This window comes from Chryseobacterium sp. FH1 (assembly GCF_000735135.1).
Classification (GTDB): domain Bacteria; phylum Bacteroidota; class Bacteroidia; order Flavobacteriales; family Weeksellaceae; genus Epilithonimonas.
The window spans coordinates 236,880-260,234 of record NZ_JPLZ01000006.1; the positions used below are offsets into that span (position 1 = coordinate 236,880).

The following is a 23,355-nucleotide window of genomic DNA, read 5'->3' on the forward strand; positions in this document are numbered from 1 at the left end:
TACAGAAAAAAATGAAAACTTTATCTATTTACAAACGATGCTTGCTGGGTTCACTGACCCTGCTGTTCACATCCTGCGAGAAGCTCGTAGAAGTGGAGGATCCCACCAACCAGTTGAATACGCAACAGGTCTTTTCTTCGACGGCAACTGCGCAAAGCGCACTTAGTGCACTCTACACGGAGATGCAGATGTCTTCTCTGCTTAGTGGTGGCAACTTTGGGGCAGGCGCGCTGCTGGGTAGCTACGCAGATGATCTGGATGGTTATAATATCAATGCCACAAATGCGGCGACAGATCTATACAATAATATTCAGACGCCTTCCAACACTGCGGTGAACGCCGTTTGGACGAATGCCTACAAGGAGATCTATATGGCAAATGCCATTATTGCCGGTATCGGAAGATCCGTTGCTATTCCTGCAAGCGATGCAAAGAGGATCAAAGGGGAGGCGATGGTCCTTCGAAGCATCATCTATTTCTATCTGTCCCAGATCTTTGGCGATGTCCCGTACACCACCGTCACAGACTATGCCGTCAACCAGTCGCTTACCAAGACATCGGCAGATGAGGTCCTCGATAACATCTCGCTCGATCTGGTGGAGGCTGTCACAATGCTGGAGGACAACTACCGCAATCCCGAACGGATTTTTGTCAACAGGAAGACGGCAGAGCTGTCTCTCGCTCTGGTCTATAGCCGGCAGGGCAAATGGTCAGACGCAGAGGCACTTCTTGGGCGTGTGGTGCAAAGTCCGATGTACACATGGCAGCCCGATATTGCGCGAACATTCAAAAAGGAAAGTGGCAATATCATTTTCCAACTGAAGCCTGTCATAGCAGGTAATGCGACGCCGGAGGCAATGCTTTACTATTTTTATTCAAGTGATCCTAGGGACTATGCTGCCTCGCAAGATCTGATCTCCAGTTTTGAGCCACAAGATCTCAGATTGCAAAAATGGTTTGAGAAGGTCAACAGTGGCCAGCGCACCTACTACAAGATCAACAAGTACAAGACCATCAGTCAGAACAATGATGAATGCTCCGTGGTCTTCCGTCTGGAAGAGGCCTATCTGCTTTTGGCGCAGGCGCATGCCGAGCAGGGAAAAGTACTTCAGTCATTGGCCTATTTAAATCCCGTGCGCCTCAAGGCGGGTCTTCCTGCATTGCAGACAAATATTTCCGTGGAAGACCTCAAGACCGAGGTCCTGAACGAGTCACGGAGAGAATTTTTCACGGAAAGGGGCATCCGCTTTCTTCACCTGAAAAGAAGTGGCAAACTAGAGATGCTTTCCATTGCAAAACCTAATTGGAAATCATTTCATGCTTTATGGCCTTTGCCCGTTTCAGAGCTTTCTTTGAACCCCAATCTAAATCCCCAGAACAATGGTTACTAATATGAAGTGGCGATTTCTGTATGCCTTCTCTATGTTGTGGATGTCGACGGCTATCTGGGGGCAAAATAACATTCCTGAAAAATTCAGGAATAGATACTACAAGATACAAGACCTGCAGATGTCTGACGATCGGAAGCATGTTGCTTTCAACAAGGCCTATCAGCAAAGTACCGATACGGTTGCGCTGGTAGCTGCCAATGGAAGTGATTCTGTTTTGTTGGACTTTCCCAAGACGATTCGATCAGCATTTACCAAAACTGGAAATTTTTTTGTCAGGAATACAAAGAATGCAGAACTGGTGCTGTTGCCTTCCCTTCAAAAGATCAGATGGGAAGATATTCAAGGGGCGGAGTATTCGAAAGACCTCAACTTAATTTTGGTACTGAAAGATCATTTGCTTCAGGTCGTTGATGACAGAGGCAATCTGGTGCGGACTGTACAGGATGTCCATAGTGTCCACAATAAGGAAGGAAATCTATTTTACACCAGAAAACATGACTTGCAGTACCAGTTACATCAGCTGACAGAAAGATCAAGCACTCTGATCTTCGAATCGAAAAACGAGAAATTGGATGTTTTTCAACTCTCACCATACGCTTACATTGTCTTTGAATTGGTGGAAAAGCAAAATGATGTTCATTTCATCGATATTCTGGAAAACCATCAGGCAAAATTGGAGCATCCATCGCTTACCGGTATTTCCTGTCTCATGCAGAAGCCTGTGCAGATAGTCAAAGGTCAGATCTTCATGGATTTGATCGTCAAGACCACTCCCAAGGATAGAAGCGCCGTAGAGATCTGGTACGGCAATGACAATTATATCATTGAGCATACCTACGATAAAGGGGGAAATGTTTTTGTATTGTGGAATCCTTATGAAAATAAGGTTATAAAACTAGAAGATCCGGAATCCACACGCTTCTTTCACAATGGAAGTAAGAAATATGTGTTGGCCTTCGATCCGCTGAAGCACCGTGACTACACAAAAAAGCTTCCGCCATTCACCCTGTACCGTTATGATATTGCGTCGAAAAAGCAGGAACTGCTTGCTGATACAGGAAGTGTCGTTTACGCCGACCCGACGGGGAAATACCTTGCCACGCTCAAGAATGACGTGTGGTGGCTGATCGACGTCGAAACAAAGGCAGAAGTAAAAATCCCATTGAAAACTGCTCGGGCGGCCTATTTTTCAAACGATGGCAAAATTTTGCTGTTTGAAAACGAAAATAGCCTTACAGAATACAATACAGGGTCTGGAAAGCTTCGTGATCTAACTGTTCCCAAAGGATACAGAAGTCGTATCATTTCTGACAACTATGTTCCTATCAGTCCCGGCTCCAACATCAACAGGACCAATTTTGACCATGGTAAAAAGCTGTATGTCCAATTATGGAACAGGTCGGGCAATATGACCGCCATAGCAAGTTATTATAAAGGAAGGTTGGAGATCCTGATGCCACCAACAGAAGATTATATTGGTGACCTTGAGGTAATAAATGACGGCTCGAGTTTGATCTATACACGCAGCAATGTCAACATGCCCCCACAGATATGGTGGAAGAGCAAGCAGTCGGCTCTTGTGTATGATTCAAAGAAACAAGATCAAAAGGCCACAGGAATTAGGTCTGAGAAAATCACGGCCTACAATTCGGAGGGGAAAGAGGTGGTCGGAGTACTGATCTATCCATTGGATTTTGACAAAAATAAAAAATACCCCATGGTGACGGCTATTTATGAATCGCAGACATTCGAGAGCAACAAGTACTTGGTTGACGGGATGTTTGGTTCCACAGAGGGGATCAACGGGCGTCATCTTGTTGAAAATGGATATTTTGTGTTTCTACCGAGTATTGTCTATGGCGCGAGAGGTGCGGGGTTTTCAGCATTGGACTGTGTTGATGCCCAGTTGGATGCTCTTCAAAAGTACGATTTCATCGATTTTTCAAGAGTGGCATTGATAGGGCATTCGCACGGAGGTTACGAGACCAGCTTCATAGCAACCCGTTCTGATCGATTTGCGACGTTTGTCTCAGGTGCGGGCAATAGCGATCTGGTAAGATCTTTCAATTCTTTCAACTATAATTTTAAGAGTCCTTTTTTCTGGCAGTTTGAGGATGGGCAGTACCGTATGCCTGGTCCATTTGCCAGCAATAAAGAGCTATATATCGAGAGCAGTCCTGTCTATCACGCGGAAAACGTCAAAAGACCCATTTTGTTATGGGCAGGCAAAAAGGATGACAATATTATTTGGGATCAAAGTATGGAGTTTTATTTGGCCTTGCGTCGAAACAACAAAAAGGTCACGGCTCTCTTTTATCCGGAAGATGGTCATACGATAAGCAAGATCGAGAATAGGATCGATTTGTACGGCCGTATATACGATTGGTTGGATCACCATTTGAAAGATGTGAAAAAAGATTGGATCCAGAAAATGGACAATTGAAAACTGCCCCATTCCTGGGGCAGCTTTTTTTAGTTAGGTACGCTGTTTCTTAATACGTCAGGGCAACTGGTGCCACTGATATAATGCAGGCTTTCCGTACCTGGACCGGCTACGGTGCATTCATAGGAACCGGCATTATCACACATTTTTGAAACTGCTTGACAAGGTATGGCTTCATTTGGTCTGAAAAGATATCCTTGGATAGTGGTTGATCTTGCTTCTTTTTCTACTTGATGGGCATAAGCGGTCCCAATTCCCAACATACCAATAACAACTGGCAAGATGGCTTTCTTTAAATTGTTCATAATGATAATTTTAAAAATTTATGCTTACTCTGTTTAAGGTTTTTCAGCATTTCCCCTGTTTATCTCTTCCATCAGAGACCTTGCAGGTCGATAACGGACAAGATGATCTCCGACCAATGCGTAGAGGTATTGGTCGGTAACAAGCATTTGGGACAGCGATCTTCCGCTGCGGTGAAGTACATAGAAACTGCCCCAATAGTCGAATGAGTTGGTCTTGTAGACATCAATGATCGATGCCTTCTTCCACATTTCCTTTGGCTCCGATCTGCCGATAAGTGCAGACCTGTTAAATATGAGCCCATTGTGGATGGCCATCGTGTAATTCACCATGGTTGGTGCATGGCTCATTTTTACAGAACCGTCAGTCAGTTGACGGGTCTTGATTCTTGAATCTGAAGTGGTGTCGATCGTTTTGCCTTGGCCTATAAGCCTTAGCTGGTCATCCATTTTCAGGATTTGATTCCGGTGGTAGAACATATAGTACAGCTCATCTCTCTGCTCATCATAGAGTAATCTTCCATCGCTGTCAAACCAATTGTCTTTTTCACGGCTCAAGATGTGCTCCTGGAGTTGCAACTCTGGTTTTGACCCCAGATCCAGTATTGCGAGCACATTTTTCTGAGACGACCCTACATTTGTGCGCAAAGCAAATCGGACTGGTGATCTTGCTATCACTTGGTTATAGTACGCATCACCAAGGCTTATGGTCTGAAGTTGTACATTAGTGGAAAGCAATCCTTTGTAGATGACTGGAACCGTTCCGTCAAAACCATAGATATCGTTTCGTCTTATTTGATATGTCAGTGCCTTGTAAGTATGGTTACCCTCTGGCGTGACCGACAGCCTCTCCATGTTTGAAAGATCATTGCTGACCCTCAGTATATGAAATGGCGAAGTCTTGTTGGCTAGATAAATTCCATTTTTATTTGCGCCTGCAAAATAGTAGGAGTCGGTTTCAAGGTTCAGTACTTGATCTTGGAGGATGGGCTGGTGTGGAAACCTTCTGGTAAAATTGTTCTCCTTTTTGATGATCTGTTCCGAAGAAAAGAAAAGGGAGATCACCACAAGCGAACTGGCGATAAAGATACCTAGTAATAGAGAACATTGCATCAAAAGGAATGGTCTGACATCTTTATCTTTTTTTCTTTCTTCTTGTTTCAAAGAGAGAACAGATAACGCGGCCACCAACACACATGCAATATTAAAAAACAGATGTTCCGTCCATCCCATCTTTTCAAGGATACCACCACAGGAACAAGGCACAAAATCACTATGATTCAAAATAAGGTAGATGTACGCAGTAAACGCACACATGAGACCAAAAGAAGCATAGAGACCTGTGAGCCGGAATTTTGGTACAGTGAGGAGAACGACGATCACAAGCTCCAGTATAACCACGCCATACGACACCTGATTGGCATAAGAACTGAGCAACGGTGACTGCGCTATTTGAACCTGGAAATTTTCAAAATCAAGGATTTTGCTCACAGACGCATACGTGAACAGCAATATAAAAAAGTAGGTCGTCACCTTGGTCAGTATTGAAATGAGAGTTGTTTTCATATCGTTCTCTTTTTATCCGATCCGCACAAGCATCCAGATGGTTTTTTGATTGCAGTAGTAAGGCATTCTATTTCCCTGCGAAACAAGGCATGTCGTTTTGAAGTTCCCGATGCTTTCCCAGATCCCACTCACGGGACAGATGTTGCCGGTCGTGCATAATTGGGTAGAGTAATTGGGGTTCATAGATGGATGTGTTTTTTGTTATTGCTAAGGTTGTTTCCAGTCTTGGCCGTCTCTTACGGGTGGGTCGGGGTCCAGTTCCCATAGGTCGCGATGGCTGTTCGATGGGTCTTGGATACTGTCGGTTGCTCTTTTGTTAAGTTTTGGTATGGCAGAAACTTCGGGGTTGTCATGCTCACGGCATTGTTGGGTCGTGATGCCAAAAGCGAGGATGATTGCAAATAGGATGAACTTTTTCATAAGGTTGAATGTTTTAAAAAGTTGATCCGGCCGGATGTTAATGATTAGAATTCTTTGTCAAATGTAGAAGGCTTAAGAGCTTGTGGCAAGCGCTTGGCGTAGGGATTTATAAATCTGGACGGCCAGATTTATAAATTTTGACGACAAATAATGTTGCCATATTGCGTTATGCATTGGTTTTGTGTGTTTTTATTCATTTATGTTTGTGTAATCTTTCATTTTTGTGTCATATTGATTAAATTTGATTGATTTCAATACAAAAAACACAGACTGTGAAGAATCAAAAATTACTGATGATATGGGCTCTGCTATTTTTCAGCTGGTTTCATGCCCGGCACTCTGGATCGGACGATTACCAGAATATCCGCAGACACTACGAGTTCAAGAAGAAAAATGACAGTTTCGCGCTACCTTACGTTTACCGATACATTGGTCTTGCGAAGAGAAATGGAAGCAATGCCCACTTGTATCAGGCCTACAAGGATGCCGTAATGTTCACGCCTTCCGAGGCCACGAAGTTAAGATATGCAGATAGCACGATCGCTGTGGCATTACTGACAAAAAACGATAGTTATATCACCAGTGCATACCTGGGAAAGGGGATTATTTATTATTTCAATTTTCGGAAGTACAGGTTGGCGCTCAATGAATATCTCACGGCCTATGACCACGCGCAAAAAATTAAAGATGAATACCTGCGGCACAAAGTGATTTACCACATAGGAGTGGTAAAGTCCTATCTGGGCTACTACGATGAGGCAGAAGGTCATTTCTTGGAATGTGCGGCGTATTATAGGGCGCAGTCCGAAAGGTCGGGGCATCCCAACCAGCTGTACAATGATAGGAGAGGTTATTACAAAAGCCTGCATCAATTGTTGGTTTGCTATCGCTATCAGAGAGATTTCAAAAGATCGGACAGCCTTTTGGGTCTGGGGCTTGAACTGACAGGAAAGGATCTTGATTTTGAGGTGGAGAACGCGTATTTTAAAAAATGCCTGGGAATTTCTGAGTTTTATAATGCCAAAAATAGCCAGAGCATCTCATCGTTGGAGGCATCGCTCCCTGCCATTCGCAGGGCAGGCGATTTTGCCTGGGCATCGGTTGTTGATTATTACTTGGCAAAAAATTATGTACAGCTCAAGGAGCAGGGCAGGGCAATGGCATATTTTCAGCAGGTAGATTCGATTTTCAACCGGCACGCCTTTATGCTGCCGGAGCTCCGTCCTGCTTACGAATATCTGATAAAGCATTACAGGCAGCAGGGGGATTTGAGAAAACAGTTGTATTACACAGATCAGCTCTTGAGGGCAGATAGTTTGATCACGAGAGACTTCAGCTATCTGTCGGGTAAGATCCACAAGGAGTATGATACAAAGATGCTGTTGGATGAGAAGGAAAGACTGGAGGTATCTGGTCGTTATAAGGTTCTGTATGGAGTGCTGTCTTCGCTGGTAGCATTGGTGTTATTGCTGTTGCTGATCTTCCATTACAGAAAAGAGAAAAGGGTAACCGTGCAGTATGGGCTGTTGCAGCAGAAGCTTCGTACGGATGCTCTGGAACCGCTGGAACCTGTGGTTTCCAATGACCTTTCCAGGAAAACGGTCTTGAGTCAGGAGAAGAATAGGGATTTTGATGCAAAGATCAGGGATTTCGAAGAGTCAAAAGGATATACGAAGCCGGGTCTGTCACTCTCGAAGCTTGCAACCAGGTTTGGGACCAATACCCAATATTTGTCAACTTACATCAATGAGAACAAAGGGGTTAATTTCAACCGCTATATCAATGATCTGAGAATTAGCTATATCACCCACTTGATGAATACCGAAAAGAAGTATCTCAATTATAACATAAAGGCCTTGGCCTCAGAATGTGGCATGGCATCCCGACAGCATTTCTCCGACCTCTTTTTTGAGATCAATGGCATTCGCCCCACAGATTACATCCGCAAAAGAAAACAGGAATTACAAAATTAATACCTCTTTCATCCCCCAGCTCCCAAACCCTCATTTCCAAACCCTCAAACTCTAAACCCCTCGAACTCTCAAACCCTAAAACGCACATTCATCAATCTCCCACCTCCCTTACCCAACACCCATTTTCCACTTTCTTCGTAAATTATCTCAAAAAACAGACATGGTAACAAACAATTTTTTGAGAAGGGTAGAGAAAGAGTATGAACGGATGGAGCGTTCATTGTCGGAGATTGATCAGCAACAGGAAGACCGGCTGGTAACAGCTGAGCAATGCCTGATGTTGATTGATGGACACGTTAGGAAACTAAAAGCACAGGTGATCAGACATCAGTTTGATTCGATGGCGGATGAGGTTTGTTTCTTCAGGGATCTCAAGCCGAAATTCATATCGAAATATCTCTACTACAATCAGATTTTGGAAATCGAATCTCTAAGACCCAGATCTGGCAAAAAAGCCATCAAAAAGTTTTATGAGAACAGAATGGCAAAGCTTAATGAAGATTACTTGGGCTACATTGAGTTTTACAATTACTTCAAAAGAGGGGCAACGTACCTGGATCAGAAGTATTTTGTACGCAACGCCTACGACCTGAAGATGAGGTTGCCGGATCATTTGTACAGCTTCGACGACGGCTTTACAACTTTTTATGACCACCAGGTCGCAAAGATCATCGCTAATGATGATATGATAAATTTTCTGATGGCTAGGCTTAAGGCATTGGAAATAGGGGAGGAACAGCAAACCATTCCGAAAAACACATTGAAATGGACCGCGCCCAAGGTGGCTTTGATCGAATTGATCTATGCCTTGCACCACTGTCGCTGCTTTAATGCCGGAACGCTGGATCTGAGTGAGACCACCAAGGTCTTTGAGCAGTTGCTGGAGGTGGATCTCCATAATTTCCATAAGGTGATTGCCGAAATTAAGGCGCGCAAAAGCAACCGGACAAAATTTCTGCAGCACCTGCAGCAAAATCTCGAACAACTATTCTTGGACACCGATTTTTAACGGTGTTTTTTTATACCATCATTTTCCACATCTCATCCACAAATGGCGTGTTCATAGGCTTTTTAAAAGAATCGTTCGGTACTACCGAAGACCTACCGAAATAATGTCGCCTATATTTTCAAAATTTGCTTTATCAAATCACAACAAAACCTACCAATATGAATGCCCCATAAATAGATATTATAAAATATAAATTTAAATCCTCGAACTTCCAACCTCCAACCTCCAACCTCCAACCTCCATCTTCCATCAATTATCAATTATCATTTATCAACCATCATTCATCCTCCATCATGAACTACATCAAACACCTCACCGGCTTCTTCGAAAAAGTAGCTGACGAAAAAACACTTAATCCTACGCACATTAGTCTGTACATTGCCTTGTTCCAGTTCTGGAATTTCAACCGGTTCAGGAATCCGATTAGTATTTCGAGAGATGAGGTGATGCGGATCAGCAAGATCAGCTCAAAGGCAACCTACCACAAGTGTCTCAAGAATTTGCATGCGCTGGGCTACATAGATTATCAGCCATCCTACAATCCATTCAGGGGAAGCCACGTCGTGATGTTTGATTTTGCTGGGGAGCTCAAACCTGTTCCAAGGCAGACCAGGACAAAAAATGAACTTTTTTCTGAATCGGTCGATGAACAAGACTCGAACAACCCTTGTTCAAGTGATGGGACAGGCACTGGACAGGCATTGGTATATTCTATAAACAGTACAAACAAGACAAATAATTCAAATGAAATAAATGGGGTTGGGGCAGTTCAAAAATTTTCAGAAAAGGAAAATGGAGAAGCAAATGAAAACATACCCGGAGAAAAGAAGGGACCTGATAGAGATAGGGCTTTTACACAACCTGAACTTTCAGAGGTTCACGCCTATTTCCAACACCAAGATTGCCCTGGGATCGAAGCTGAAAAGTTCTACAATTACTTTTCAAGCAACGGCTGGCTGGTCGGCGGAAAATCCAAAATGAAAAATTGGCAGGCGGCCGCCAGAAATTGGATGCTGAATTCAAAAAAATTCAACGCTTCACCTCCCGTTCAGAGTGTCACCAATAACATCAGACCCAGCAACCTCACCGCCTCCGTCAACAAATCATACCAGGAAAAATTATGAACTTCCCCCCATCCACCACTTCCAGCTCCTGCCAATTCCCCTCCTCTGGAGAGGTGCCCGCGCCAGCGGGTGGGGTGGTTTTTCAAGTATCTAAATCCAAAAACATGAAACTCCCGCACGAATCAATCCAAATGTCCTACGACTATCAGGCTGTCATTTCCCACCTTGTCCGAAATGGTGAAAAGGTTTTAGGCAAAAAATTCCAAATTCCGGAAAGCGAACGTGGCATCATCTTCCGAATCCTTGCGTGGTTTTTGGAAGATGGGCCTGTTGCGGAAAAAATGGAAATTGACCTCGGAAAAGGTATTCTTCTCAGTGGTCCTATTGGCTGTGGTAAGACGACACTTTTTAATCTGATGCAAAGTTTTCCCACAAAAAGAAAGAACTTCCGGATCATTTCCACGCGCCAGGTGGTTTCAGAGTTTATGCAATCGGGCTACGAAATTTTGGAAAAGTATTCCAGGGGGAATGTTAGCCACGATGTGCGATCTCCGAAATCGTACTGTTTCGATGACCTTGGGACAGAGACCACTTCAAAATACTTTGGCAACGACTGCAATGTAATGGCGGAGATCCTTTTGACGCGCTATGACTTATTTAAGGAAAAAGGGGTCATCACGCACATTACAACCAACTTGTCGGCCACCGAAATAGAATCCCAATATGGCAATCGCCTTCGTTCAAGAATGAGAGAAATGTTTAATCTTTTTGGATACGAGGAAACCTCAGAAGATAAACGGAGGTAAAAACAGAACTTTGTATTAATTCTTCTCAAGAAAAGAGACGCTCATGTTTTGAGTGGCCCATTGGTTCCGGAATTACAATTACTTTATTTATGTAAATTGTATTTGATAGAAAATTTCTCATAATTTGAGACCTACAGGAAAAATCCCTCCCTTTAGGGTCGGGGGAAGGATTTTTCTGATGTAACGATTTGCAACTCCAGATGCGGTAGATCTATCTTCTGCATACTTACTTGGTTTTTGTAAGATGTACCCGATACAGAAAAATCCCATTCCCCTCCTCTGGAGGGGTGCCAGCGCCAGCAGGTGGGGTGGTTTTTCACGCCCAGGAGTCATCGCAGATTCGCAATTTATGACTGTAGTTTAGGCATTTCAAAAGAAAAATTCACAAACCATGCAACTCCAACATACCGTGGATCTATCTTCGGCATCCTTACTTGGTTTTTGTAAGATGTATCCGATACAGAAAAATTCTCATTCCCCTCCTCTGGAGGGGTGCCCGCGCCAGCGGGTGGAGGTGGTTTTTCGCGCCCAGAAGATATCGCTGATTTCCATCCCATAACCTTTCTTTAATATGTTTCAAAACAAGAGCCTCTCGAGATACGAGAGGCTCAGTAGTTCCAGAGTCACTACAACTTTATTTCTGAAACTTGTTTTTAAGGGTTGTGATAAGAGATTTGACCATCAAGGTCGCCACAAAGCTGGAAATACCACCCACCGAGGCCAATATGATGGTCTTGATAAGGTCTTCGCTGTGTATGTTTACAAAGATGGTCAACACCGTTCCAAACGCAGTACTGACTTTCGTTGGGTTATCCACGTAATGCATAGCTGATACATTTGCTAATCATCCCTGTGAATGGCGGTTTGACTGATGGCTGAGGCAATACCGCCCGCAACGGCGAGATAACCCGCAGTGGTGATTACAACAGCAGGTAGTGCTATGGGAGCTGTGGCGATCACACCACTGACTGCCGTCAGAAGCAGACCTAGATTTCTTATCACTTTAAAGAATTTCGGAGTGGGCTCCTGAATTCTATCTATTACTTTTTTCATAATATGGGGTTTATTGGAAAAATCCCTTCCTTTAGGGTTTGAGGGAGGATTTTTCTCTTATTTAATGGTTAATGTTATCGTATATCCTTTCTCCAGATACGGAAAAATGACTTCTTTTAGTCGTTCGAAGGCGATCCGCGATCGGAGGCCTTTTCCTTCACCGGTCAGTTCAGAGACCGGGGCAATGCAACCATTCAGTTCTTTCAGGGCATCATTGGCGGGATGAAACAGGATCAGCGCTCTGTTTTTGACATTCACCACTTCCAGATGCCATTTGAATTTTCTGCTATAACGTTTCTTGAGACGGTAAGTGCCTTCGGGAATGCAGGAGATTCTTTTTTGATTGTCCCGCCAGGGCAATTCGATCGTATGGCAGATCTTGTGACCGTTGACGGATAAAGTGCCGTTGCTTCCTGTTGGGAAATACTGTCTTTTTAGCACAAGTTCCATGGTTAGCCAATAACGTCAATGAGCTTCAAAGCATTGTAGGTGCCATTCTTCAGCGGGTAGTTCACACCGTTGACTTGTTGGTAGAATTCGACACCTAAAGCCAAAAAGAGCGGGTGGGTGGAATCTTCGGTAAGTTGCAAAGGGATATCTAGTGCTGCTGTAAGATGATTGTCCCATGCAATTACATCAGACTCTCCGCTTGGTGCCACATACGTCTCGTTTTCGAAATCGATTTCCATGGCGGCGGCAGTGAGTTTAAAATGGGTGGTTCCTCCGGGAGCGGTGATCATCTGGGTCGGGACAAACGGTTGGAAGGATATCCCAGCTTCGCCTGTTGCTCTGTCCAATGTGTTTTCCCACGGCGCGTAGATGGTGTTTCCCAATTTCCCGTTCGCATTGAAATCGAATCCGATCAGAAGTTCCGCCTCGCCATCGATGACGTTTCTAAGACCTCTCGGATTGGTGGTGTCCATTTGTACTACTTTTACCATTTCCTTGGTCAGCCTGCTCACCATTTTGCTGTCATTGATATTTTGCAAAAGGTGACGGATAGAATTTCTCAGCACTTTGCCTGCCTTTCCGGCCCGCCCGAATTCAGCACCGTTTTCCCGGGTTCTTTGGAAGGCTGGGTCGTTTCTGATCCTGTCTGCAGATACGCCACCTTTCTCTCTAGCGAGGTAGCCGTCTTTGGATTTGTAGAAGGTGATGCCTCCGATGGTGCCTCCTAGTTTGATAATACTTCTTTGTCTTGCCATTTGTTTTGAGATTTAAGTTAAAATTGGTTTGATTACACTTCAATCATTTTTTTGTTGCAACAGTTTTGATTGATTTCTACAGCAAATTTTAGCTTAAAAAATAGACCGTCAAAGCCTTGGGTGTTCCAGATGTCCTGAATTGACACAGATGTCTTGAATGATCAGAAAAGACCTGCAGAAAATTTCTTAACTTGCATAGATCAGAATAGATAAACCGAACCAAAGGCATACATAGAGTATGGAAAAGAAGATGAACAGGGTGTGCATCTATCCGAAAGACATACAGCTGATAACGGGTAAAAGTTATCGCCAGAGTACACGATTGATGCAGAAGATCCGAAAAGATCTCAGCAAACGCCCCAACGAGTTCCTGACAATTGAAGAGTTTTGCTCTTATTCAGGCATCAAATACGAGCAGTTGGCTCATCTTATCATCGGATAAGTTTCAAAGGAAAATATAGTTATTTATCTCTTTTACTCTCTTATGTGATCAGGAAACCGGTTCAAAAAGAAGCCTGAATTTTAGTCTGTATAGGATCAAATGCGAAGCAAAAACAAAAGGGCAATTAGACAGGAAGTCTTTGCATCGATAGTCGAAAGTATTATAAATGAATTAGGATATGATGGAAAACAATTCATTTCAATCACTTGCACTGATTCATCTTAATTGAAGAAGGTGATGATCGAAGGTATTGGGAATATGATTGGATATGATAAAGATGATCATTCATAAAGGAAACAGAATGACTAGTAACAAGGATAAAAAAAAGCAATCTATTGATTTCAATAGATTGCTTTCATTGTTTGTACCCAGTGCCGGAGTATTTCGACTAAAGATTGTGACTGATTATTAATAAGTTATAAAAAATTTGTATCTACTTTGTGTCAAGGTGCTTTTTTAAAATTCTTTTCATCTCTATTAAAATGACTTCTGCTTTGTCATTATTGCTGAAATACACATTTTTTTCCTCTGCAACAATATTCTCGTTTTCCTCGTAAAATAAACTTTTCAAGTCTGGATTGTATTTTCTGATAAACCAAACTAAAAAATCCATTGGCATTTTTCTTTTTCCGTGCAGATAATGGCCAACGGAAACATCACTTATCCCCAATTCTTTACCGATTTCTGTAAAGGATATATCGTTTTTTGTAAAATACAATAAAATTTTCTCTCTGATTTCCATAGAGTTACGTGAAAAATTCAACAAATTACATCTAACATATTGTTTGGTTTCTAACAATATGTTAGATTTGCTAATATATAACGATGTATAACAAAGTATAACGATGACAAATTTAAGCAAAATTAAGGCTCCAGATAATATTCATTTGAATATTAGCGAAACCTTCGATTTTATTTATGAATGGCTTCCCCGCAATTACGCTAAGCAGTGTAAAAGAATTCTTCGTGGAAAAGACAAAAAATCGGAAGAATACATTCGTCTGGTAAAGACAAAGCGCATCAACAATCGTAAGATTTACACCGCACTTTATCGTATTGCTTTGTTGAATAAAACTCAGATAGAAGAGATATCAAACTAAAATAATTTTTAAACTTATGACCAAAACTAGAATCTATCCAGGGATGCTCGACAAATCCTTAGAATATTTCCAAGTGCACGACGTAGTTTACTTCCTGCAAAATGGAGTCGTCAAAAAGTTCACAGAACGTGAACATCATTCGGAACTTCAAGAAGTCATTGACAACGACCGGAAACTTAAAACAGTCCTTACGCAACTCTGCGGACCAGAACCAACACAACAGCAGATGCTGTTGGCAAAATGCAGATTTGGAGGATTGGACTTTGAACCCGATTTTAAGGAAGGCAAGTCGTCTCACGATTATAGAGAATGTTCGAAACGTGGCAATTGCATCGGCGAGAACATTGTCTGCAGACCACCACTGATTAACGGAAAGGAGGTTTCACAGCAAGAACTGAAAATCCTTAGGTACTGTTCCGGAAACACCAAGAACGAAGCGATAGCGTCAGAAATGAACATCCCATATGGCACACTGACCGTAATGAAAACGAAGATTTACAAGAAATATAATTTCCAAACCAAACAACAATCGGCGACGACCCTTATGGCGAAAGGCTTATTGTAATTTTTTCCCTTACCCAAGTGCGTCGAGTTTGAGACGACGCACTTTTTAAAATCCAAAATTATGAAAACAATATTCTTAAAAATCTGCCTCCGCTTTTCCGATAAACCCATCATCAAAACCCATTGGTAATTATGAAAAAGACCCACAAATTCCACTTTGATGATCGGAAAACAGAAAGCCGAAACTTTGACCTATCCAACTGCTTTGTCAGTATGAACGGCGTTACCGAGAAAGTAATTGTAAAAATCCTAAATCCTAAAAAATGAATTATTACATCCAAAACAAAGATGCCGGATATCTTGGAAACGCAATTTATTTCTGGCGAAAAGGAAACTGCGGATATACCGCAGATTTAAATGAAAGTCAAATTTTCTCAGAGGAAGAAGCGAAAAGTATATGCAATGGAAATCCATCCAAAAATAAAGCTTGGCCAGTAGAATATATTGATAACAATCAAGGCATTCAGAGGGTTGTTGACAGTCAATATTTATGCGATGAAAACATTAAAATTTTCGACTGATGGCCACAATAAACAAAAAGCGGAAATACAACGCATCCCACAGATTACGCAAGAAATTGGGGGGGGGTAATTTTCCCCAACCGTTCCAAAATAATCTACACAGACCTCGATAGCGACATCACAGCTATCCCAGAAGTAAAAATATTAATCCAAGAATTCGGCTTCATCATCCAGCCGTTATTCTTTCCAAAAATTTAAACAATGAGAACTAAAAAATTCAATAAGTACGAGAAGAGAGCAATCTTCAGCAATAGATTAACACATTTTGAAGAAATAATCGATGATTCCACAGTGTACCCTTACCATAAAGAAAAAAAACTTGAAGATGGTTATTTGGTGAATCCAACCTGGGAGTATGAATATTTTAGATATGGAATAACTGAAAGCGAAAAGTTTCATTGCTATGCAAAGAGAAGTTCTGAAAGAAAACAAGTCGAGGAGCACGGACTTCGGTCAGACTACACTATTTCTGTTAGTAGATTCAAACAAGATGAAATTCTTAAGATTCCAACAAAAGATATATATCTGTACCCTAAAGAAAAGGAAGTTGATACAGGCTTTTTTTATATAAAAATTATAGATGCTAAAATATTTATAAAGGAAAATACATTCTGGTGGAATTATGAATTTGAATTTGTAGGAAATTCATTAGAAGCTTAAAAGACTAATTTTTTACTTGAATAATTTTAAAAATATATTATGAACTGCGATTGCTTTAAAAATACTGCCCAAAAAATTCTTGATAAAGAAACTTGGGAAAAGAGAGAGATATTGGATGTGACACACACTGGAATAATGTACACATTTGGCAACAATGCCGGAAAAACAGGTACACTTTCTTATGAGGAATTTGAATTGGAATTAGAAGGTTTGAAAAAACCTAAAATAGTTAAGGTTAGTCACACATTTTGCCCTTTTTGTGGTGTTAAGGCTGGAAAATTAGATGAAAACGAACCAGACTCCAATCCTCTGGAAGATTTCAAAAAATAATATTAAAAATTATCAAAAATAATGGCAACGAAAAAAATAAAAATAGGAACAAAAGTTAAAGCTGGTCGTGAACCTAATGAGTTCACAGGAGTGATAGATGGTTTTTTGGAATGGACAAATCCGTTTTCAGCATTTAATAAAAAAGGATTCGATTATATAGTCTTGGCAGATGACGATAAAAAGCAATATAAAGTACCGTCAATGCTAGTCCAAGAATTATAAAAACTCCATAACCAACAAACTCAATCCACAAGAATGTCTTTCCTAATAAAAGCTGACGACGTACTTTCCGCATCCAATGGCGGACTGGAAATATTCCTCGAAATATTCAATATCAAGGACCCGAAAAAACACTTTCAAATCCGTGATGATGATGATTCCTTTTCTGCAAAACTCAGAGAAAGCAAAGGTGTTTTCTGGGTCAAGGATTACGGCGATGTGAATGGTTTCTATTCCAAGTCAAAAGATGCCATCAATGCCTATGCTCACGAGCGCGCTTTGAGTTATTTCGAAGCCTTGAGACTTTTGGCGTCGCAATATGGCGTTATCTCAGAAGCCAAAGCGGAGAGAGTGGACTTGATGCGCACCTGCAGACTTTTCGAATATCAGGGAAGACTGAATGCTGAAGGTTACGAAATCAAAACAAAAGAATTCACAGCGGAAGAGTTGCAGACTTTAGGACCATTGGTGACTGCTGAGCTTTGCAAAAAAATGGGATTCCATTCCGTTGCAGAATATTCCTGGCTCAAGGAACCGGAAGAAGGCGAGGACGGTTTTGGCGATCCGAAAATGAACAAAGTGATTACCAAGCGCTCAGATGACAGCTATCCGATTTTTGCCTACATAGAACCGGAAAAGAAAGTCACTTATTCTGATAAGGATGGAAAACCGCAGAATTTCATTATCAAAGAATTTGCGAAAATCTTGCAACCAAAAGACACGAAATTCCGATTCCGGTATTTTGGAAGCAAAGGTCAAGACCATATTTTCGGGATGGATTTCGTGGAGAAACTTCCGAAACCAATGATTGAGAAAGAAGAGGAAGATGATGAAGGGAATGTAACGATTGTAAAATCTCAGGCTTCCAAACATCCGAGGTTATTCATTTGCTCAGGCGAACGTGATTCAATCAATATGGCATCCACAGGAGCGCCTGTGGTCTGGTTCAATTCCGAGACAGCGAACATCAATCCTTTGATGATAAAGAAGCTCTACACCTTAGCGGATGAAATCATCAACGTTCCGGATATCGACCCGACAGGAATCGAAGCTTCCAAAAAATTAGCTTTGGAATTCATCAACATCAGAACAGTCTGGCTTCCGGAATCGCTGACGAAAAAAAACAGCTGGAAGGGAAAACCGCTAAAGGATTTCACAGATTACGTGAAAGAACTTTACAATCCGGATGATGAGAACAATCAGGAGTTTTACCGCCGATTCAATACGTTGGTGGATAATGCAAGGCCTGCCAAGTTCTGGGATGAAGCCCGCACGATAAAAGACGGCAAAGCAGTCGGACCGGTGCGATACAATATCCATTATTTGAATGCCTTCCACTTCCTTACGCTCAATGGATTTTACAGGATGCGGGATCCGCACCAGTCGGATTTATATTATTTCGTTAGGCAGGACAAGCACATCATCAAACCGCAGACCGCTCAGGACATCAAATCCTTTTTCATCGATTTTCTTTTGGAAAAGCAAAAGGAGAACGGAAAAAGATTCTATCCGGATGAGTTAATTAATATGCTCTACGCATCCGAAGCGGTTTCCGACAAGAAGCTGAGCAGTTTGGAACTCAAAGATTTTGATTTCTCAGACAATACGGAATCTGCGCAATATATGTTCTTTGATAAGTTCATCTGGCAGGTCACCAAAGACGGCGTGAAGCAACTCAGCAAAGGCTATCCGCGTTACGTTTACGAAGAAAATATTCTAAACAATATCATCAAAAAACAATGGAGAAAAACAGTCGATTCATCTTCTATCAAAATCGAAGAAGATTATTTCAAAATCTTCAAAGACAAAGAGGGAAACTGGGATATCATTATCAACGAAAAAAACTGTGATTTTCTCAATTACCTCATAAATGCCAGCCGTGTCCATCACAAGAAGGAACGGGAAAGAGTTCCGCCAGCGCTGTGGGAAGCGTACATCAAAAAGAATAAGTTCTCCATAGATGGCGGATTGATACACGAGGACAATCCGGAACTTGGATTTTCATTGACAAAAGATGAGATCTACGAACAGAAGATGCACCTTATCAATAAGATTTTTTCTTACGGATATCTTGGCCACAACTACAAGCAAGGTTCGAAAGCGTGGATGGTGTATGCGATGGACAATGAAGTTTCCGAGGAAGGAAAGTCTGAAGGTAGAACCGGAAAGTCTTTGATGTTGCACAGAGCGATGTTCATCTTCAAAAAAGCGGAATACATCGGTTCCAGAAATCCAAAGGTAATTGATAACGAATTTCTCTTTGGACGGGTTACAGAGCATACCAAATATCTTTTGTTTGATGATGCGCACAAGACTTTTCCATTCAACAGATTGTTTACTTGGATTTCCGGTGATTTGAATGTGAGTGTGAAGAACAAGGATGGCTTTGTGATTCCTTTCTTCAACTCTGGGAAGTTTGCGTACTCCACCAACTTTGCTCCGCTGGATCTGGATGATTCCACGAAAGACAGGATTCTCTTTATGGCATTTTCCAATTGGTACCACGGTCCGAAACCGGATATGCCGGCACACAAGCCAATCAATGATTTTGGTTATGAATTCTTCAACGGTTGGGATAAAGTTCAATGGAACAAATTCTTTAACTGCACCGCACAATGTTGGAGCTTCTTTCTTTCGACAGACGAAAAGATTGGCGCTCCGGAGAACAACATCAGACTGAGGAACATTATGGGGGAAATGGGTGTGAGCTTCTACGAGTGGGCGCTGGATTATTTCGCCAAAGAAAATCTCAATAGAGATATCATCAAGAAACGAGCGTTGGAAGACCTTACGACCAAGAAATCAAATCTTAAGAACATTTCATCAACCGAGTTCAAAAAACGTCTGGAATACTACTGCGAGATATCCGGCTTGACATTGAATCCAGCGACAATGATAACCGACAAAAAGAACAACCGAATTATGAGATTCATCGAGAATCAAACGCAGGAAGTTCTCTATGTAACAGATAACCAAAAAGCCGTGGAAGCGGAGGAATTAATATGAAAGAAGATATAATTTGTTGGTGGTCAGGTGGAGTAACGTCCGCTGTTGCCGTCTGGTTAGCAATCCAAATTTTTGGAATTGAAAGATGCCGAATAATTTTTATTGATACGTTCAATGAACATAAAGATACTTACAGATTTAAAGATGATTGTGAAAGATGGTATGGAAAAGAAATTGAAACCATAACTGCCATTGGTATTGAATTTCAAAAGATTCAGGATGTTTGGATGCGATTTAAAAATTTGCAAACTGCAACCGGTGCAAATTGTTCAACATATCTGAAAAGAAGGGTGCGAGAAAAATGGGAGAAAGAAAATCCGAATTATACACATCAGGTTTTCGGATTTGATATTTCAGAAGCAAGTAGGGCAATTTCAATGAAACTTAATAATCCACATACCAAACCAATATTTCCACTTCTTTTTAACGCTTTGACAAAAAAGAAATGTATTGAAGAATTGCAATTCAATTTCATTCCCATTCCAATAATGTATTTCCTTGGATTCCATAATAATAATTGTTTCGGAACCGGATGTGTTCAGGGTGGAATTGGTTACTGGCAGAAAATGTTCAAGGAATTTAGAATTAAATTTTTGAGAATGGCAGTTATTGAAAGATGGCTTTCTGATTTGGTGGATGAACCCGTAACTATCAATAAAGACCAGAGCAAAATGGCAAAGAAAAAACCAGAAAAGGAACAATTGGTTTTTCTGGTTCATAATCCAAAATTTCCTAACAATAAATGTTTAGCAGATTTCAAGCCTCAGAAAATAGAATCGCTTATGGAATGTAGCGGATTCTGTGGAACCAATGATTTAAAAGCCGTAGTGTAATGGACCCAATAAAAAACAACGCCTTAGGAACCACGTTTTCCGGAACCAAAAAGATTCCGGTGACGCTTCTGGCAAGCAAGGATTATGGCTTCATCAATTTTCATATTGCGCTGGCAGATTATGAAATTGTAGGCGCGCATCTTTTGAAATCGGATGAGTGGATATATGGTCTTTATTTCGGTGCCAATTATTACGGCTACCTCTATTTGGGAGAAAAGCTGACGCTGGAGCAACAGATGAATTGCATAAGGGATTATCTCCCAAAGGACAGAAATGAGCTTACGAACTTCAAAGTCCTCTACAACAAAAGAATAGACTACTACGAATCCACCGCAGACTCTTTCGTAATCGCCGGAGAAATTAATAATAGAAAAGTAATTGTAAAATCTAAGTAATGAAAGTATTGAATTTATGTGCTGGAATTGGAGGTAACTCCCATAAGTGGGAAAACTGCGAAGTTACCGCGGTAGAAAATGACCCAAAGATTGCTGGGATTTATCAAAAGCTAAATCCTACTCACACGGTAGTAATCGCTGATGCTTACGAATATTTTAAAGATAACCATCAAAACTTTGAATTTGCCTGGTGGTCTCCACCTTGTCAGAAGCATTCAAAAATGATGAAAGCAACCCGGCATAAAGTTGCAGATTACCCAGACTTCAAATTGTATGAAGTAATTGTTTTCTGCCAACATTTTTATAAAGGAAAATGGATTGTCGAAAACGTAATGCCTTATTACCAGCCGTTGATTCATCCAACAAAAAAAATAGGAAGACATCTTTTCTGGTCAAATTTCGAAATCGAAGCCGACGAAGTAAAGCAACCTAAAGGATTTATAACAAAATCAAGTTTGCAAGGAAAAAAAGATATGATGGAATGGTTGGGATTGCACTTCAACGAAGTTGTTTACTATAAAAAAAATCATTGTCCAGTTCAGATTCTTCGGAATTGTGTTCATCCGGATTTGGGGAAGCAAATTTTTGACTCGTTCATTAAAAATATAAACAATGACAAAAACAAAATTCAAAGTTTGGGATGTTGACCAAAATAAGATGTTCTACGATGCTTTAGAACTTGTGGCAAAAGGAACAATGCAGACTTTCCAGTTTCAAAACACATCTTCTGATAATCTGATTTGGTTGCAGTTCATTGGTTTGTTGGATAAGAACAAAAAAGAAATCTACAAAGGCGATATCCTAAAAACAGAAACAGGTAAGCTGATGGTTGTATCGTGGTCAGAAAAGTTTGCATCATTTGTTTTAATCAGAGAAGAATGGGCTTTTGCACATTGGTTCGGTGAAAGTTGCAATGCAGATGATTGTGAAATCGTTGGCAATATCTATCAGAATCCAGAATTATTACCCAATTAAAAATTTTAAAATGAAAATAGCAGGTTGCGTTATTAGAAAAATTATCGAAAAAAGTCCAAAATATTTCGAAGCCGAATATAAAGGATATCACATTTATGTTAGTACAAATCACGGATTTGGAAAACCAAAAGATAAAAATCTTAAAAGATTCAACATTGAAGTAACTCATATTGAATCTGGGATTTATGGCGTGAATACTTGGGAAGATTTCGAAACAATTGAAAAAGCGATTGAATATGCATTAGAAGGTTCATTGCTTGCAAAAAATACACTTCCAAAACCTAAATAATATGAAACTACTCATTTTCCCCGAAGACATAGAGATTTATAAAATTTCTAAAAAGATTGTCGAACTCAACGAAAAAATAGAGGGTCTGGAATGCGAAAGACTTCAAGGCGTGATAGATAACAATCTCTACCTGAGAACACTCGCAGAAGACCAACTACGAGAGGCCAAAGCCGAGCGCAACAAAAAACTGGAAGAACTCAAAAATATCTGATGATGGAAAACTTTTTAGAACCACCAAAATACTCAGAAGAGTCACTCATCAAGGTAATCCGGCAGACCACAGATATAGATGACCTCTGTCGCCTTGGCAAACTTCTCACAGCGCTGGAAAGTGCCGGAGACTTTACCATCACGCTCCGGATGCGGATGGAAATAGATGTCACGCACGCGCAACACATCTACGGAAAAAGAACAAATCAATAAATCAATTAGTATTTAAATACCCAAAACATTATGGACATAAAAGGAAAAGTACTCAGAATCGGCGCATTGGAAGAGAAAGGCGCTAGCAACTTCAAAACTCAGGATGTTTTCCTGGACAGAACCAGAAAAGATGATTACTCAGATAAGGTTTTTCCCAATTTTACAAAGCTCACATTTCTGGGAGATAAGACCGCGCTGGTAGATAAGATTACCGTTGGCGACGTTGTGACAGCAAAGTTCAATATCAACGGACGATTCTTCACACACGACGGCAAAGAGCTCTTTAACCAGGACCTAGCGGTTTTCGAAATCACAGTGGATAGAAAAGCGGAACCGGTTGCGGAGAATAGTATTGTTTAATCTACT

At 41.1% G+C, this 23,355-nt stretch carries 32 protein-coding genes; 23 read left to right on the forward strand and 9 right to left on the reverse strand.

Annotation, left to right across the window (positions count from 1 at the left end; translation table 11 throughout):
* Positions 1 to 11: 11 nt before the first annotated feature.
* Positions 12 to 1,391, forward strand: coding sequence for a RagB/SusD family nutrient uptake outer membrane protein (locus IO90_RS08015; RefSeq protein ID WP_034965647.1), 1,380 nt, complete (start codon positions 12 to 14; stop codon positions 1,389 to 1,391).
* Complete coding sequence (locus IO90_RS08020; RefSeq protein WP_081871790.1) at positions 1,381 to 3,834, forward strand: alpha/beta hydrolase family protein; 2,454 nt, start codon at positions 1,381 to 1,383, stop codon at positions 3,832 to 3,834. Before IO90_RS08015 ends, IO90_RS08020 begins: the two co-directional genes overlap by 11 nt.
* A 29-nt stretch (positions 3,835 to 3,863) precedes the next feature.
* Here IO90_RS08020 and IO90_RS08025 read toward each other — a convergent pair whose 3' ends face one another.
* From IO90_RS08025 to IO90_RS08035, 4 genes are read right to left on the reverse strand one after another with little or no spacing between them, the layout of a single operon-like run.
* Complete coding sequence (locus tag IO90_RS08025) at positions 3,864 to 4,139, reverse strand: DUF6520 family protein (RefSeq protein ID WP_034965650.1); 276 nt, start codon at positions 4,137 to 4,139, stop codon at positions 3,864 to 3,866.
* Between the two features lie 33 nt (positions 4,140 to 4,172).
* Complete coding sequence (locus IO90_RS08030) at positions 4,173 to 5,702, reverse strand: MauE/DoxX family redox-associated membrane protein (protein ID WP_034965651.1); 1,530 nt, start codon at positions 5,700 to 5,702, stop codon at positions 4,173 to 4,175.
* Between the two features lie 12 nt (positions 5,703 to 5,714).
* Complete coding sequence (locus tag IO90_RS18980; RefSeq protein WP_165570254.1) at positions 5,715 to 5,885, reverse strand: hypothetical protein; 171 nt, start codon at positions 5,883 to 5,885, stop codon at positions 5,715 to 5,717.
* A gap of 24 nt (positions 5,886 to 5,909) precedes the next feature.
* The gene (locus IO90_RS08035; RefSeq protein ID WP_034965652.1) at positions 5,910 to 6,122 is read right to left on the reverse strand and encodes a hypothetical protein; all 213 of its coding nucleotides are present in this window, start codon (positions 6,120 to 6,122) and stop codon (positions 5,910 to 5,912) included.
* Between the two features lie 272 nt (positions 6,123 to 6,394).
* Between IO90_RS08035 and IO90_RS08040 the strand changes: the two genes are divergently transcribed.
* The 4 genes from IO90_RS08040 to IO90_RS08055 all read left to right on the forward strand — a co-directional run bounded on the left by IO90_RS08040 (position 6,395) and on the right by IO90_RS08055 (position 10,974).
* Positions 6,395 to 8,095 carry a helix-turn-helix domain-containing protein gene (locus tag IO90_RS08040; RefSeq protein ID WP_034968722.1) on the forward strand — a complete coding sequence of 567 codons (1,701 nt, stop codon included), beginning with the start codon at positions 6,395 to 6,397 and terminating at the stop codon, positions 8,093 to 8,095.
* Between the two features lie 160 nt (positions 8,096 to 8,255).
* Positions 8,256 to 9,104, forward strand: coding sequence for an RteC domain-containing protein (locus IO90_RS08045; RefSeq protein WP_034965653.1), 849 nt, complete (start codon positions 8,256 to 8,258; stop codon positions 9,102 to 9,104).
* Between the two features lie 293 nt (positions 9,105 to 9,397).
* Positions 9,398 to 10,228 carry a transcriptional regulator gene (locus IO90_RS08050; protein ID WP_034965654.1) on the forward strand — a complete coding sequence of 277 codons (831 nt, stop codon included), beginning with the start codon at positions 9,398 to 9,400 and terminating at the stop codon, positions 10,226 to 10,228.
* 104 nt (positions 10,229 to 10,332) lie between these two features.
* Complete coding sequence (locus IO90_RS08055) at positions 10,333 to 10,974, forward strand: AAA family ATPase (protein WP_034965656.1); 642 nt, start codon at positions 10,333 to 10,335, stop codon at positions 10,972 to 10,974.
* Positions 10,975 to 11,608: 634 nt separating this feature from the next.
* Here IO90_RS08055 and IO90_RS08070 read toward each other — a convergent pair.
* The 4 genes from IO90_RS08070 to IO90_RS08085 are packed head-to-tail and all read right to left on the reverse strand — an operon-like array spanning position 11,609 to position 13,232.
* Positions 11,609 to 11,800, reverse strand: a complete 192-nt coding sequence (locus tag IO90_RS08070) for a hypothetical protein (protein ID WP_034965660.1) — start codon at positions 11,798 to 11,800, stop codon at positions 11,609 to 11,611.
* A 14-nt stretch (positions 11,801 to 11,814) separates the two neighbouring features.
* Positions 11,815 to 12,027 (reverse strand): hypothetical protein, encoded by a 213-nt coding sequence (locus IO90_RS08075; RefSeq protein WP_034965662.1) that lies wholly within the window; start codon positions 12,025 to 12,027, stop codon positions 11,815 to 11,817.
* A gap of 57 nt (positions 12,028 to 12,084) precedes the next feature.
* The gene (locus tag IO90_RS08080; protein WP_034965664.1) at positions 12,085 to 12,477 is read right to left on the reverse strand and encodes a DUF5675 family protein; all 393 of its coding nucleotides are present in this window, start codon (positions 12,475 to 12,477) and stop codon (positions 12,085 to 12,087) included.
* A gap of 2 nt (positions 12,478 to 12,479) precedes the next feature.
* Entirely contained in the window at positions 12,480 to 13,232 is a 753-nt protein-coding gene (locus IO90_RS08085) for a hypothetical protein (RefSeq protein ID WP_034965665.1), read from the reverse strand.
* A 250-nt stretch (positions 13,233 to 13,482) separates the two neighbouring features.
* Here IO90_RS08085 and IO90_RS18605 point away from each other — a divergent pair, with 250 nt between their 5' ends.
* Positions 13,483 to 13,674 (forward strand): hypothetical protein, encoded by a 192-nt coding sequence (locus tag IO90_RS18605; RefSeq protein ID WP_228374660.1) that lies wholly within the window; start codon positions 13,483 to 13,485, stop codon positions 13,672 to 13,674.
* Positions 13,675 to 14,107: 433 nt separating this feature from the next.
* Here IO90_RS18605 and IO90_RS08090 read toward each other — a convergent pair whose 3' ends face one another.
* A complete protein-coding gene (locus tag IO90_RS08090; RefSeq protein WP_034965666.1) occupies positions 14,108 to 14,416 on the reverse strand; it encodes a hypothetical protein in 309 nt (102 codons plus the stop codon).
* A 103-nt stretch (positions 14,417 to 14,519) separates the two neighbouring features.
* Between IO90_RS08090 and IO90_RS08095 the strand changes: the two genes are divergently transcribed.
* From IO90_RS08095 to IO90_RS08170, 16 genes are all read left to right on the forward strand, one after another.
* On the forward strand, positions 14,520 to 14,774 hold the full coding sequence (locus IO90_RS08095; RefSeq protein WP_034965668.1) for a hypothetical protein: 255 nt from the start codon (positions 14,520 to 14,522) through the stop codon (positions 14,772 to 14,774).
* Between the two features lie 16 nt (positions 14,775 to 14,790).
* Entirely contained in the window at positions 14,791 to 15,339 is a 549-nt protein-coding gene (locus tag IO90_RS08100) for a LuxR C-terminal-related transcriptional regulator (protein WP_034965670.1), read from the forward strand.
* Positions 15,340 to 15,470: 131 nt separating this feature from the next.
* Positions 15,471 to 15,605, forward strand: coding sequence for a hypothetical protein (locus IO90_RS19140; protein ID WP_262483374.1), 135 nt, complete (start codon positions 15,471 to 15,473; stop codon positions 15,603 to 15,605).
* A complete protein-coding gene (locus tag IO90_RS08105) occupies positions 15,602 to 15,859 on the forward strand; it encodes a hypothetical protein (RefSeq protein WP_034965672.1) in 258 nt (85 codons plus the stop codon). Before IO90_RS19140 ends, IO90_RS08105 begins: the two co-directional genes overlap by 4 nt.
* A gap of 201 nt (positions 15,860 to 16,060) precedes the next feature.
* On the forward strand, positions 16,061 to 16,519 hold the full coding sequence (locus IO90_RS08110; protein WP_034965673.1) for a hypothetical protein: 459 nt from the start codon (positions 16,061 to 16,063) through the stop codon (positions 16,517 to 16,519).
* Between the two features lie 39 nt (positions 16,520 to 16,558).
* The gene (locus IO90_RS08115; protein ID WP_034965674.1) at positions 16,559 to 16,849 is read left to right on the forward strand and encodes a hypothetical protein; all 291 of its coding nucleotides are present in this window, start codon (positions 16,559 to 16,561) and stop codon (positions 16,847 to 16,849) included.
* Between the two features lie 21 nt (positions 16,850 to 16,870).
* Complete coding sequence (locus IO90_RS08120) at positions 16,871 to 17,071, forward strand: hypothetical protein (protein ID WP_034965676.1); 201 nt, start codon at positions 16,871 to 16,873, stop codon at positions 17,069 to 17,071.
* Between the two features lie 33 nt (positions 17,072 to 17,104).
* Positions 17,105 to 20,074 (forward strand): primase-helicase family protein, encoded by a 2,970-nt coding sequence (locus IO90_RS08125; protein ID WP_034965677.1) that lies wholly within the window; start codon positions 17,105 to 17,107, stop codon positions 20,072 to 20,074.
* Positions 20,071 to 20,907 carry a phosphoadenosine phosphosulfate reductase family protein gene (locus tag IO90_RS08130; RefSeq protein ID WP_034965678.1) on the forward strand — a complete coding sequence of 279 codons (837 nt, stop codon included), beginning with the start codon at positions 20,071 to 20,073 and terminating at the stop codon, positions 20,905 to 20,907. The genes IO90_RS08125 and IO90_RS08130 overlap by 4 nt, the downstream gene beginning before the upstream one ends.
* Entirely contained in the window at positions 20,907 to 21,302 is a 396-nt protein-coding gene (locus tag IO90_RS08135; protein ID WP_034965679.1) for a hypothetical protein, read from the forward strand. The genes IO90_RS08130 and IO90_RS08135 overlap by 1 nt, the downstream gene beginning before the upstream one ends.
* A complete protein-coding gene (locus IO90_RS08140; protein ID WP_034965681.1) occupies positions 21,302 to 21,949 on the forward strand; it encodes a DNA cytosine methyltransferase in 648 nt (215 codons plus the stop codon). Before IO90_RS08135 ends, IO90_RS08140 begins: the two co-directional genes overlap by 1 nt.
* Positions 21,915 to 22,277, forward strand: coding sequence for a YopX family protein (locus tag IO90_RS18335; RefSeq protein ID WP_051878421.1), 363 nt, complete (start codon positions 21,915 to 21,917; stop codon positions 22,275 to 22,277). The genes IO90_RS08140 and IO90_RS18335 overlap by 35 nt, the downstream gene beginning before the upstream one ends.
* A 10-nt stretch (positions 22,278 to 22,287) precedes the next feature.
* Positions 22,288 to 22,566, forward strand: a complete 279-nt coding sequence (locus tag IO90_RS08155; protein WP_034968733.1) for a hypothetical protein — start codon at positions 22,288 to 22,290, stop codon at positions 22,564 to 22,566.
* Position 22,567: 1 nt separating this feature from the next.
* The gene (locus IO90_RS08160; RefSeq protein ID WP_034965682.1) at positions 22,568 to 22,777 is read left to right on the forward strand and encodes a hypothetical protein; all 210 of its coding nucleotides are present in this window, start codon (positions 22,568 to 22,570) and stop codon (positions 22,775 to 22,777) included.
* On the forward strand, positions 22,777 to 22,989 hold the full coding sequence (locus IO90_RS08165; protein ID WP_131450837.1) for a hypothetical protein: 213 nt from the start codon (positions 22,777 to 22,779) through the stop codon (positions 22,987 to 22,989). The genes IO90_RS08160 and IO90_RS08165 overlap by 1 nt, the downstream gene beginning before the upstream one ends.
* Before the next feature lie 30 nt (positions 22,990 to 23,019).
* Positions 23,020 to 23,349: a DUF3127 domain-containing protein gene (locus IO90_RS08170; RefSeq protein WP_034965684.1), complete on the forward strand. Its 330-nt coding sequence runs from the start codon at positions 23,020 to 23,022 to the stop codon at positions 23,347 to 23,349.
* Positions 23,350 to 23,355 lie beyond the last annotated feature (6 nt).

What these genes read in the sequence shown, in the direction of transcription:
- IO90_RS08080 (WP_034965664.1), bottom strand. Translation starts at nt 12,477, where the DNA reads ATGGAACTTGTGCTAAAAAGACAGTATTTCCCAACAGGAAGCAACGGC.
- IO90_RS08130 (WP_034965678.1), top strand. Translation starts at nt 20,071, where the DNA reads ATGAAAGAAGATATAATTTGTTGGTGGTCAGGTGGAGTAACGTCCGCT.
- IO90_RS08070 (WP_034965660.1), bottom strand. Translation starts at nt 11,800, where the DNA reads ATGCATTACGTGGATAACCCAACGAAAGTCAGTACTGCGTTTGGAACG.
- IO90_RS08155 (WP_034968733.1), top strand. Translation starts at nt 22,288, where the DNA reads ATGAAAATAGCAGGTTGCGTTATTAGAAAAATTATCGAAAAAAGTCCA.
- IO90_RS18335 (WP_051878421.1), top strand. Translation starts at nt 21,915, where the DNA reads ATGACAAAAACAAAATTCAAAGTTTGGGATGTTGACCAAAATAAGATG.
- IO90_RS08120 (WP_034965676.1), top strand. Translation starts at nt 16,871, where the DNA reads ATGGCAACGAAAAAAATAAAAATAGGAACAAAAGTTAAAGCTGGTCGT.
- IO90_RS08095 (WP_034965668.1), top strand. Translation starts at nt 14,520, where the DNA reads ATGACAAATTTAAGCAAAATTAAGGCTCCAGATAATATTCATTTGAAT.
- IO90_RS08090 (WP_034965666.1), bottom strand. Translation starts at nt 14,416, where the DNA reads ATGGAAATCAGAGAGAAAATTTTATTGTATTTTACAAAAAACGATATA.
- IO90_RS18605 (WP_228374660.1), top strand. Translation starts at nt 13,483, where the DNA reads ATGAACAGGGTGTGCATCTATCCGAAAGACATACAGCTGATAACGGGT.
- IO90_RS08085 (WP_034965665.1), bottom strand. Translation starts at nt 13,232, where the DNA reads ATGGCAAGACAAAGAAGTATTATCAAACTAGGAGGCACCATCGGAGGC.
- IO90_RS08110 (WP_034965673.1), top strand. Translation starts at nt 16,061, where the DNA reads ATGAGAACTAAAAAATTCAATAAGTACGAGAAGAGAGCAATCTTCAGC.
- IO90_RS08075 (WP_034965662.1), bottom strand. Translation starts at nt 12,027, where the DNA reads ATGAAAAAAGTAATAGATAGAATTCAGGAGCCCACTCCGAAATTCTTT.
- IO90_RS08025 (WP_034965650.1), bottom strand. Translation starts at nt 4,139, where the DNA reads ATGAACAATTTAAAGAAAGCCATCTTGCCAGTTGTTATTGGTATGTTG.
- IO90_RS08030 (WP_034965651.1), bottom strand. Translation starts at nt 5,702, where the DNA reads ATGAAAACAACTCTCATTTCAATACTGACCAAGGTGACGACCTACTTT.
- IO90_RS08105 (WP_034965672.1), top strand. Translation starts at nt 15,602, where the DNA reads ATGAATTATTACATCCAAAACAAAGATGCCGGATATCTTGGAAACGCA.
- IO90_RS08170 (WP_034965684.1), top strand. Translation starts at nt 23,020, where the DNA reads ATGGACATAAAAGGAAAAGTACTCAGAATCGGCGCATTGGAAGAGAAA.
- IO90_RS08160 (WP_034965682.1), top strand. Translation starts at nt 22,568, where the DNA reads ATGAAACTACTCATTTTCCCCGAAGACATAGAGATTTATAAAATTTCT.
- IO90_RS08045 (WP_034965653.1), top strand. Translation starts at nt 8,256, where the DNA reads ATGGTAACAAACAATTTTTTGAGAAGGGTAGAGAAAGAGTATGAACGG.
- IO90_RS08020 (WP_081871790.1), top strand. Translation starts at nt 1,381, where the DNA reads ATGGTTACTAATATGAAGTGGCGATTTCTGTATGCCTTCTCTATGTTG.
- IO90_RS08115 (WP_034965674.1), top strand. Translation starts at nt 16,559, where the DNA reads ATGAACTGCGATTGCTTTAAAAATACTGCCCAAAAAATTCTTGATAAA.
- IO90_RS19140 (WP_262483374.1), top strand. Translation starts at nt 15,471, where the DNA reads ATGAAAAAGACCCACAAATTCCACTTTGATGATCGGAAAACAGAAAGC.
- IO90_RS08035 (WP_034965652.1), bottom strand. Translation starts at nt 6,122, where the DNA reads ATGAAAAAGTTCATCCTATTTGCAATCATCCTCGCTTTTGGCATCACG.
- IO90_RS08125 (WP_034965677.1), top strand. Translation starts at nt 17,105, where the DNA reads ATGTCTTTCCTAATAAAAGCTGACGACGTACTTTCCGCATCCAATGGC.
- IO90_RS18980 (WP_165570254.1), bottom strand. Translation starts at nt 5,885, where the DNA reads ATGAACCCCAATTACTCTACCCAATTATGCACGACCGGCAACATCTGT.
- IO90_RS08140 (WP_034965681.1), top strand. Translation starts at nt 21,302, where the DNA reads ATGAAAGTATTGAATTTATGTGCTGGAATTGGAGGTAACTCCCATAAG.
- IO90_RS08135 (WP_034965679.1), top strand. Translation starts at nt 20,907, where the DNA reads ATGGACCCAATAAAAAACAACGCCTTAGGAACCACGTTTTCCGGAACC.
- IO90_RS08050 (WP_034965654.1), top strand. Translation starts at nt 9,398, where the DNA reads ATGAACTACATCAAACACCTCACCGGCTTCTTCGAAAAAGTAGCTGAC.
- IO90_RS08100 (WP_034965670.1), top strand. Translation starts at nt 14,791, where the DNA reads ATGACCAAAACTAGAATCTATCCAGGGATGCTCGACAAATCCTTAGAA.
- IO90_RS08055 (WP_034965656.1), top strand. Translation starts at nt 10,333, where the DNA reads ATGAAACTCCCGCACGAATCAATCCAAATGTCCTACGACTATCAGGCT.
- IO90_RS08165 (WP_131450837.1), top strand. Translation starts at nt 22,777, where the DNA reads ATGATGGAAAACTTTTTAGAACCACCAAAATACTCAGAAGAGTCACTC.
- IO90_RS08015 (WP_034965647.1), top strand. Translation starts at nt 12, where the DNA reads ATGAAAACTTTATCTATTTACAAACGATGCTTGCTGGGTTCACTGACC.